This is a genomic window from Streptomyces sp. NPDC048473 (genome assembly GCF_043200155.1).
GTDB lineage: Bacteria > Actinomycetota > Actinomycetes > Streptomycetales > Streptomycetaceae > Streptomyces.
This window is the reverse complement of sequence record NZ_JBICXE010000021.1, coordinates 151598-162091: the sequence shown is the minus strand read 5'-3', so window position 1 is coordinate 162091 and position 10494 is coordinate 151598. Positions and strand designations below refer to the sequence as shown.

3 protein-coding genes and 1 pseudogene are annotated in these 10494 nt (G+C 67.7%); 2 read left to right on the top strand and 2 right to left on the bottom strand.

What is annotated here, in order from left to right:
• Window positions 1-133: 133 nt before the first annotated feature.
• A pseudogene (locus ACGFU7_RS29040) lies at window positions 134-1043 on the bottom strand (aldo/keto reductase).
• Between the two features lie 42 nt (window positions 1044-1085).
• Window positions 1086-3701, bottom strand: a complete 2616-nt coding sequence (locus ACGFU7_RS29035) for a SpoIIE family protein phosphatase (RefSeq protein WP_393699550.1) — start codon at window positions 3699-3701, stop codon at window positions 1086-1088.
• A gap of 414 nt (window positions 3702-4115) precedes the next feature.
• Here ACGFU7_RS29035 and ACGFU7_RS29030 point away from each other — a divergent pair, with 414 nt between their 5' ends.
• Both ACGFU7_RS29030 and ACGFU7_RS29025 read left to right on the top strand, forming a co-directional pair.
• Complete coding sequence (locus ACGFU7_RS29030; RefSeq protein WP_393699548.1) at window positions 4116-9545, top strand: HAMP domain-containing protein; 5430 nt, start codon at window positions 4116-4118, stop codon at window positions 9543-9545.
• A 244-nt stretch (window positions 9546-9789) separates the two neighbouring features.
• The gene (locus ACGFU7_RS29025) at window positions 9790-10467 is read left to right on the top strand and encodes a two-component system response regulator (protein WP_393699547.1); all 678 of its coding nucleotides are present in this window, start codon (window positions 9790-9792) and stop codon (window positions 10465-10467) included.
• Window positions 10468-10494: the final 27 nt, after the last annotated feature.

The following is a 10494-nucleotide window of genomic DNA, read 5'->3' as shown; positions in this document are numbered from 1 at the left end:
AACGCTCGGCTGGGAAACCCCAGCCGAGCGCCTGTCTAAACTGCTCGCGGCCTGATCAACCGACCACGTGTTGCAACGACCCCTCGAATTCGCCCTCGGCGGGGGCCTTTCGCATGTCGCGATGCTTTCACGCTCACTGCCCGCCCGCGTGGTGCGAATCGAGACGGGCGAGCTCGTCTGCTGAGAGGCGCAAGGCACCTGCAGCCACATTCTCTACCAGGTGGTCCGGATTACCAGTGCCGGGGATGGCCAGCACGTGCGGGCCCTGATGCAGCGTCCATGCCAGCCGGACCTGTACTGCCGTTGCTCCGTGCGCGCGGGCGATGGCGAGCAGTTCGTCTTCTCTGGCGCCCATGGTGCTTGCGCCCTCCGCGCGTCCCTCGCCGGCGATGGCGAAGAAGGGGACGAACGCGATGCCCTGCTCTCCGCAGCTCCGCAGGATGTCGTCCGTGCCCGCGCTGCGGGAGTCGAGGCCGTAGCGGTTCTGCACACAGACCACCGGGGCGATGGCCTGGGCTTCGGCGAGGTGTTTGCCCTTGATTCCGGAGATGCCGAGGTGGCGGATGAGGCCGGCGTCACGGAGCTCGGACAGGGCGCCGAAATGTTCGGAGAGCGAGCCCTGGCCCATGAGGCGGAGGTTCACCAGGTCGAGGTGGTCGCGGCCCGGCTGGCGCAGGTTCTCCTCGACCTGGCCGCGCAGCTCGTCCGGTCTCGCGGGGGCGATCCAGGCGCCCGACGGGTCCCGTCGGGGACCGAGCTTGGTGGCGCTCACCAGGTCCTCGGGATACGGGGCGAGCGCCCGGTTGATCAGCTCGTTGGCGGACCGCAGCGACGAGAAGTAGAACGCGGCGGTGTCGATGTGGTTCACACCGAGCTCGATCGCGCGCCGGAGCACGCTGATGGACTGTTCGCGGTTGCTCGGGGTGCCGAGGTCGAAGGCGGCGCTGCCGGTCAGGCGCATCGCGCCGTAGCCGAGCGGTTGACTGTCAGGTCGCCGAGTCCCACGTACCCGCGGCCGCTGCGGTGATCGTCTCCGAGGTCATGGGCCGGAGTGTCGCAGAGGTTCCGGCCCCGATGAAGTGGGGTCAGGCGGTGGGCGGTTCGGGGACGCGCATGGCGAGGATGGCCATGTCGTCGGAGGCCGGCTCGGCGGCGAAGCGCTCGACCGCCCGCAGGATGCGTGCTGCCACCGCGCCGGCGGTGAGACCGGTACAGGTGGCCAGGACATCTGCCAGGCCGTCGTCGCCGAGCATGCGGGTGCCCTCACGGCGTTCCGTGACGCCGTCGGTCACGCACAGCAGGACATCGCCCGGGGCGAGGGTCACCGTCTGCTCGTACAGTTCGAGGTCCTCGATGACGCCCAGCAGGGGCTGGGGTTCGGCCGCTGCTTCCACCGAGCCGTCCTGGCGCAGACGCAACGGCAGCGGGTGTCCCGCGCAGACCACCTTCAGGAGTGCGCTGCCGTCCTCCTGGGGCCACAGTTCCCCGTACAGGAGGGTCAGGAAGCGGCTGCGGGCGCCCTCGTCCAGGATGGCGGCGTTGAGTCGCTCCAGAACGGCCGGGCCGCCGAAGCCTTCGCGGGCGAGGAGGCGCAGGGCGTGGCGGGCGAGGCCCGTGACGGCCGCGGCCTCCGGGCCCGTACCGCAGACGTCACCGATGGCGAAGCCGTAGGCGCCGTCGCGGATCGGGAAGACGTCGTAGAAGTCGCCGCCGACCTCGTTGCCCTCGCCCGCCGCGCGGTAGATGACCTCGATCTCGACATTGGGGACCTCGGGCAGTCCCGGCGGCAGCAGGCTGCGCTGCAGGGACTGGCTGATCGCCATGCGCTCCGAGTAGAGGCGGGCGTTGTCGAGGGCGAGGGCGGCACGGCGGGAGAGGTCCTCGGCCAGTTCCAGGATTTCCTGGCGGAAGTGGTCGTCGGAGGGCTTCCCGAGCGTGAGCATGCCGATGACACGGTTTCGCGCGACGAGTGGCAGGACCACCGTCTCTCCGCCCACCGCGGCCGCGGTGGCGAGCGTCGTACGGATGCCGGAGCCGAGCCCGCCGGGATCGCCGAGGCCGAGCGTACGCATCGAGGTGCGCAGGGCCGCCTGGTGGGCGGCCTCGGACGGGGCCGCCCAGACACGGGCCCCTGGGGTCGGTACGGGGTCCGGGGGAGCGATCTTGGAGAGCAGGGCCTTGAGGCCGTCGATGAGCTCCTCGTCCTCGTGCAGCACATAGGAGAGGTACGGCTCCGAGGACTGGTCGGCGATCGTGTAGACGGCGCACCAGGTGGCCAGGGTGGGGACCGTCATCTGGGCCATCAGCGCCAGGGTCTGGTCCCGGTCGAGGGTGCCGGCGAGCAGGTCGGAGGCCTCGACGAGGAAGGAGAGGGAACCGCGGCGCAGGCGTTCCAGCTCGCCCAGGCGGGCCGATTCGACGGCCAGCGCGATGCGGTCCGCGGCGAACTGGAGGCGCAGGGCCTCCTCGTTGGAGTAACGCCCGGATGCTTCCGCGGCGACACCCAGCGAGCCCGTGAGACGGCCTTCGACCTTCAGCGGGACGGTGACGACGGAGCGCATCCCCGTGCCGCCGAGCAGGGGGACGGCGCCGGGCACGTTGTCGAGGTCTTCGTGGACGGCGGGCATCCGGGCGGAGCCGTAACGTCCGGTACCGGCCTCCACCGGAACCCGGGCGAAACGCTGGCGGGCGGAGGGCAGACCGGTCGTGGCCCGCACCTCCAGTTCCGTTTCGTCGTCCGTCGCCAGGAGCAGGAAGGCCGAATCGGCGTCGAGCATGTCGCGCGCCCGCTCGACCGTGCGCTGGAGCAGGCCGTCGAGGTCGTCGGGGGCGGGGGAGCCGATGAAGATCTCGAACGGGTCCGTCTTGTGGCTCTCGGCGTTCGTGTCGGTCACCGGTGTGCGTACCGGGGACTGGAGTACGGCGCGTTCGTAGTCGCGGACGAGCAGACAGACCGTGGACGGTTCGCCGTGGGTGTCGCGGACCCGGAGATGTGAGGCGTAGACGGGGATGGTGCGGCCGTCGGCACCCCGGATTCCGTAGCTGCCCTCCCAGCGCGAGAGCTGCAGTGCGTCCACGATGCCCGTGTTGGTGCCGGGCGTCTGCGGCCAGGCGGTGAAGTCGGTGAGCTGTTTCCCGGTGACCTGGTCCGCGGCGTACCCGAAGAGGAACGCGGCGTCCTCGTTCCAGGCGGCGATGGAACCGGTGCTGTCGATCTGGACGACGGCCACCCGGACGCGCTCGTCGGTGACCGGGAGCAGGCCGACCGGGAGCAGGGGACCGGCGGAGCGGATGCCCACCGGGCGCTCGGGAAGATGGAGCTGGAACCAGACATGTTTGTGGGTGGGCGAATACTCGACGCCCCACCGGGAAGCGAGGGCCGCGCAGAGCAGCAGTCCGCGGCCGTTCTCACGGTCCGGGCTGCCGAAGTCCAGACCTGTGCTCTGGAGCGGGATCTCACGTTCCGGATAGTGGTCGGAGACCTCGATCCGGACGCCGTCCTCCGTACGCAGGCACAGCACGTCCGCGGCGGTGCCGGCGTGCACCACCGCGTTGGTCACGAGCTCGCTGGTGAGGACGACGGCGTCGTCGACGACATCCGTGTATCCCCACCCCTGGAGGGTGTCACGGACAAAGGCGCGGGCGGTCGCGACGGAGCGCCCGACCGGGTCGAAGGTGGCAGCCGCGCGCGCGGTGATCACAGCACTCCCCATATGGTGTCTCGTCGCTTCCCCGAGTCCTGTGCCCGTTTCTCGCCGCTTCGATTCGCCTGCCAGGCTAGACGCTCGGTCTCGGTGTCGGGTACACGAGGGCCGACTTCGGGCAGGAACGACCAGGAACGGGCAGGTGACCGGACAAGTGTGGGCTTTCCAACAGGGGGATGTGGGGCAACCGTTGGAGGCCGCACCCCGATTGGTTCGGGCCTGGTACGTTTCAACGATTTGACGTCCGCATGGTCACCCGTCGACGGTGGGCAGTGGCGGTGAGCCAATGAGGAACTGGGCAAGCTCCCAGATAAGGCCCGAGCGATACGGTCAACCCCTGCGGGAGGGATCACGGTGGAGTCTGGCGTGGCGGCGCGGGGAACAGGCACGCGCACAAAAGGCGGACAGTCCGTGAAAAAGCAGCGCAATGGAACCATCGACGTCGACGCGGCAGCGTTCAACAGACTGTTGGCAGGCCTGGTGGCGATGCGCGACGGGAACTTCCGCAGGCGCCTGACCGTCTCGGGCGACGGCGTGATGGCGGAGATCGCGGCAGTCTTCAACGAAGTCGCCGACCGCAATCTCCATCTCACCGGTGAGCTGGCCCGCGTGAGGCGGGTGGTCGGACGCGAGGGGAAGCTCACCGAGCGGCTGGAGACGGGCGCCTGTGAGGGCTCCTGGGCCGCCGCGATCGACGCCTCCAACGAGCTGGTCGACGATCTGGCACGTCCGGTCTCAGAGGTCGGGCGGGTGCTGTCGGCGGTGGCCGACGGTGATCTCGAACAGCGGATGGAGCTGCGGTCGCACACGGCCGACGAGACGGTTCGGCCGCTGCGTGGCGAGTTCCTGAAGGTGGCCCGTACGGTCAACAACCTGGTCGACCAGCTGTCGGCGTTCACCGAGCAGGTGACGCGGGTCGCGGTCGAGGTGGGTACCGAGGGCAAGCTGGGCGGGCAGGCCCAGGTGCGCGGGATGTCCGGGTCGTGGAAGGACCTCACGGACTCCGTGAACACCATGGCGTACCGGTTGACCGCGCAGGTGCGGGACATCGCCCTGGTGACGACGGCGGTCGCCAAGGGTGATCTGTCGCGGAAGGTCACCGTCCATGTGGCCGGCGAGATGCTCCAGCTGAAGAACACCGTCAACACGATGGTCGACCAGCTGTCGTCGTTCTCCTCCGAAGTGACCAGGGTCGCCCGTGAGGTGGGTACGGAGGGCGAGCTGGGCGGGCAGGCGACCGTGCCCGGTGTGGCCGGGGTATGGAAGGACCTCACCGACTCCGTCAACACGATGGCCGGGAACCTGACCTCCCAGGTGCGCGGGATCGCCGAGGTGACCACGGCCGTCGCCAACGGTGACCTGTCCCAGAAGGTCACGGTGAGCGCCCGCGGCGAGGTCGCGCAGCTGGCCGAGACCATCAACCAGATGACGGAGACGCTGCGGACCTTCGCGGACGAAGTGACCCGGGTGGCCAGCGAGGTCGGTGGCGAGGGTCTGCTCGGCGGCCAGGCACAGGTGCCGGGTGCGGCGGGGACCTGGAAGGACCTCACCGACTCGGTGAACACGGTCTTCCGGAACCTGACGACGCAGGTGCGGGACATCGCGCAGGTGACCACGGCGGTGGCCAGCGGTGACATGACGCAGAAGGTCACCGTGGATGTGGCCGGCGAGATGCTGGAGCTGAAGAACACCGTCAACACGATGGTGGACCAGCTCCAGTCCTTCGGTTCGGAAGTGACCCGGGTGGCCCGGGAGGTCGGCGTCGAGGGCCGGCTGGGCGGTCAGGCCGAGGTGCCGGGTGCGGCGGGGACCTGGAAGGACCTCACGGACTCGGTGAACACGGCGTTCCGGAACCTGACGGGTCAGGTGCGCGACATCGCGCAGGTGACGACGGCGGTCGCCAATGGTGATCTGTCGCAGAAGGTCACCGTCGATGTCGCGGGCGAGATGCTGGAGCTGAAGAACACCGTCAACACGATGGTGGCGCAGCTGTCGTCCTTCGCCGACCAGGTCACGCGGATGGCGCGTGACGTGGGCACGGAGGGCCGCCTCGGTGGCCAGGCGCGGGTCGACGGCGTTTCCGGTACGTGGAAGGAGCTCACCGACTCCGTCAACTTCATGGCGGGGAACCTGACCTCCCAGGTGCGCCAGATCGCGCAGGTGACGACGGCGGTGGCGCGGGGCGACCTGTCGCAGAAGATCGATGTGGACGCGCGGGGCGAGATCCTGGAGCTGAAGAACACCATCAACACGATGGTCGACCAGCTCTCCGCATTCGCCGACCAGGTGACCCGGGTCGCCCGCGAGGTGGGCACCGACGGGCGGCTCGGCGGGCAGGCGCAGGTGCCCGGCGTGGCCGGTGTGTGGCGTGATCTGACCGATTCGGTCAACGGCATGGCAGGCAACCTCACCGATCAGGTCCGCAGCATCGCCCAGGTCGCGACTGCGGTGGCGCGGGGCGACCTGTCGCAGAAGATCGATGTGGACGCGCGGGGCGAGATCCTGGAGCTGAAGAACACCCTCAACACGATGGTCGACCAGCTCTCGAACTTCGCGGAGCAGGTGACCCGGGTCGCCCGCGAGGTGGGTACGGAAGGCATGCTCGGCGGCCAGGCCGAGGTGCAGGGTGTGTCCGGTACGTGGAAGGACCTCACCCAGTCCGTCAACGGCATGGCGAACAACCTGACCCTGCAGGTCCGTAACATCGCCGAAGTCACCACCGCGGTCGCCAAGGGTGATCTCTCCAAGAAGATCACGGTGGATGCCAAGGGCGAGATCCTCGAACTGGTCACGACCGTCAATACAATGGTCGACCAGCTGCTCAACTTCGCCGACGAGGTGACGCGGGTCGCGCGTGAGGTGGGTACCGAGGGCATCCTGGGCGGTCAGGCGCGGGTGCGTGGTGCGACCGGTATCTGGAAGGACCTCAGCGACAACGTCAACCTGATGGCCAACAACCTGACCAGTCAGGTGCGGAACATCTCCCGGGTCTCGTCCGCGGTCGCCAACGGTGATCTGACGAAGAAGGTCACCGTCGAGGCGCGCGGCGAGGTCGCCGAGCTCGCCGACACCGTCAACACGATGGTGACGACGCTGTCCTCGTTCGCCGACGAGGTGACTCGGGTCGCCCGCGAGGTGGGTACGGAAGGCGAGCTGGGCGGCCAGGCACGCGTTCCGGGGGTTTCCGGTACGTGGAAGGACCTCACCGAGTCCGTGAACTCGATGGCGTCCAATCTGACGGGTCAGGTGCGGCAGATCGCCACGGTCACCACGGCCATCGCCAAGGGCGACCTCACCAAGAAGATCGACATCGACGCACGCGGTGAGATCCAGGAGCTGAAGAACACCATCAATACGATGGTCGACCAGCTGTCCTCGTTCGCCGAGCAGGTCACCCGGGTCGCCCGCGAGGTGGGCACGGAGGGGCAGCTGGGCGGCCAGGCCAGGGTCCGGGACGTCGACGGCACCTGGCGCGACCTCACCGAGTCGGTGAACGAGATGGCCGGGAACCTCACCCGCCAGGTGCGGGCCATCGCGGCCGTCGCCACCGCGGTGACCCGCGGCGATCTCAACCTCAAGATCGATGTGGACGCGGCCGGCGAGATCCAGGCCCTGCAGGACAACATCAATACGATGATCGCCAACCTGCGCGACACCACGGCCACCAACAAGGAGCAGGACTGGCTCAAGGGCAACCTCGCCCGGATTTCCGGTCTGATGCAGGGGCGGCGCGATCTCGATGACGTGGCCTCGCTGATCATGAGTGAGCTGACCCCGGTCGTCTCCGCGCAGCACGGTGCGTTCTTCATGGCCATGCCGACCGGTGACGCCGACGCGGTGGGATCGGACAGCGACAAGGACAGCTCGTACGAACTCCGTATGAGGGGCAGCTACGGATACTCGGCGGGATCGATGCCGACATCCTTCCGGCCTGGTGAGACGCTCATCGGCACGGCTGCGGAGGAGAAGCGGACCATCCAGGTGGACAACGTTCCGCCGGGATATCTGAAGATTTCCTCCGGGCTCGGCGAGGCACCGCCCGCGCATGTGATCGTGTTGCCGGTGCTCTTCGAGGGGAAGGTTCTCGGCGTGATCGAGCTGGCCTCCTTCCAGCCGTTCACCCATATCCAGCGGGACTTCCTCAATCAGCTCGCCGAGATGATCGCGACGAGCGTCAACACCATCAGCGTCAACACGACGACCGAGAAGCTCCTTGAGCAGTCGCAGGAGCTGACCGAGCAATTGCGGGACCGTTCACAGGAGTTGGAGAACCGGCAGAAGGCGCTTCAGGCCTCCAATGCCGAACTGGAGGAGAAGGCCGAGCTGCTGGCCCAGCAGAACCGCGACATCGAGGTCAAGAACACCGAGATCGAGGATGCCCGGCAGGTCCTGGAGGAGCGCGCCGAGCAGCTCGCGGTCTCGATGCGTTACAAGTCGGAGTTCCTGGCGAACATGTCGCACGAGTTGCGTACTCCGCTCAACTCGCTGCTCATTTTGGCCAAGTTGCTGGCAGACAACGCCGAGGGAAATCTCTCGCCGAAGCAGGTTGAGTTCGCCGAGACGATCCATGGGGCCGGTTCCGATCTGCTTCAGCTGATCAATGACATTCTCGATCTGACGAAGGTCGAGGCGGGCAAGATGGACGTCAGCCCGACCCGAATCGCGCTTGTCCAGCTGGTCGACTATGTGGAGGCGACATTCCGGCCGCTCACCGCGGAGAAGGGACTCGATTTCTCCGTACGGGTCTCGCCGGAGCTGCCCGCGACACTGCACACGGACGAACAGAGGCTGCTGCAGGTGCTGCGCAACCTCCTTTCCAATGCGGTGAAGTTCACCGACAGCGGGGCGGTCGAGCTGGTGATCCGGCCCGCCAACGAGGATGTGCCGAACGCCATTCGTGAGCAGCTCCTGGAGGCCGGCTCGCTGCGTGACGCCGATGCCGATCTGATCGCCTTCTCGGTCACCGACACCGGTATCGGGATCGCGTCCAGCAAGATGCTGGTGATCTTCGAGGCGTTCAAGCAGGCGGACGGTACGACCAGTCGCAAGTACGGCGGTACGGGGCTCGGCCTGTCCATCAGCCGGGAGATCGCCCGGCTGCTGGGCGGCGAGATCCACGCGGCGAGCGAGCCGGGCCGCGGCTCGACGTTCACGCTGTATCTGCCGCTGCACCCGAGTGAGTTGCCGCCGCAGGGCTATCCGCAGATCGGTCCCGGGCCCATCGAGGCGCACGGTGCCGCAGTCGAGGAAGGTCTGCTTCCGGAGGCCGGTCCGGGCGTTGACTCGACAGCCACCGTGCACGATTCGGCCGGTGCCGCCGGGCTGATGCGGCGTCGCCGCAAGACCCTGGGGAGCACGGAGCGGCGCCCCGCGCTGCCGCCCCGCGCCGCCTTCCCGGCTGCTCCGCAGGAGCCGTGGACGCTCGGCGGGCAGGAGGAACCGGAGGTCCGCAGGATGTTCCGGTTCCACGGCGAGAAGGTGCTGATCGTCGACGACGACATCCGTAACGTCTTCGCGCTCACCAGCGTGCTGGAGCAGCACGGTCTTTCGGTGCTGTACGCGGAGAACGGACGTGTGGGCATCGAAGTCCTTGAGCAGCACGACGATGTGACGGTCGTACTGATGGACATCATGATGCCGGAGATGGACGGCTATGCCACGACGACGGCGATCCGCAGGATGCCGCAGTTCGCCGGGCTGCCGATCGTCGCGCTGACCGCGAAGGCCATGAAGGGTGACCGGGAGAAGGCGATCGAATCCGGCGCTTCCGACTATGTCACCAAGCCTGTCGATCCTGATCATCTCCTTTCCGTTATGGAGCAGTGGATGCGCGGAGAGTGATCATTAATTGTGAGAATCGCGATGAGTTGATGATCGGCTGTGCTCGCAGGAGTGTGAGAAGGCGCTGTACGGGGAACCTTCTGGTCCCCCACCGCGTTTCTGCTGTGTGCACAGTGACATCGCGGTGACAGGGTGTGGTGACGGGCGGGGTGCGGCTACCATGACCGGCACAAGGACGGACGGCGTAAGGGAGTCGTCCCCTGGGGCGGCGCCCGGTGCAATTCCGGGGCGAGGAGGACGGGCCATGGTGCAGAAGGCCAAGATCCTCCTGGTCGATGACCGGCCGGAGAATCTGCTGGCGCTGGAGGCCATCCTCTCTGCGCTCGATCAGACACTGGTACGGGCATCGTCAGGGGAGGAAGCGCTCAAAGCGCTGCTCACGGACGACTTTGCGGTCATTCTGCTGGACGTCCAGATGCCGGGCATGGACGGTTTCGAAACCGCCGCGCACATCAAGCGGCGGGAACGGACCCGGGACATCCCGATCATCTTCCTCACCGCGATCAATCACGGTCCGCATCACACCTTCAGGGGTTACGCGGCGGGCGCGGTGGACTACATCTCGAAGCCGTTCGACCCGTGGGTGCTGCGGGCCAAGGTCTCGGTCTTCGTCGAGCTCTACATGAAGAACTGCAAGCTGCGTGAGCAGGCGGCGCTGCTGCGGCTCCAGCTGGAGGGCGATACCAACGGCGGCGCGGGCCACGAGAAGGAGCCCGCAGGACTGCTGGCCGAGCTCTCGGCGCGACTCGCGGCCGTAGAGGAACAGGCCGAAGCGCTCTCCAAGCAGCTCGACGACGAGTCGGCGGACGCCGCGGCCGTGGCCACCGCCGCCCATCTGGAACGCAAGCTGACCGGCCTGCGCCGGGCACTGGATGCGCTGGAGCCCGGAACCGGAAGCGGCGCGGCCGTCCTTCCCTCGTAACGCCGCACTGCCGCACGACTCCATGGC

Excerpts from the sequence above, each read along its gene's own strand:
- ACGFU7_RS29025 (WP_393699547.1), top strand. The coding sequence starts at position 9,790 with ATGGTGCAGAAGGCCAAGATCCTCCTGGTCGATGACCGGCCGGAGAAT.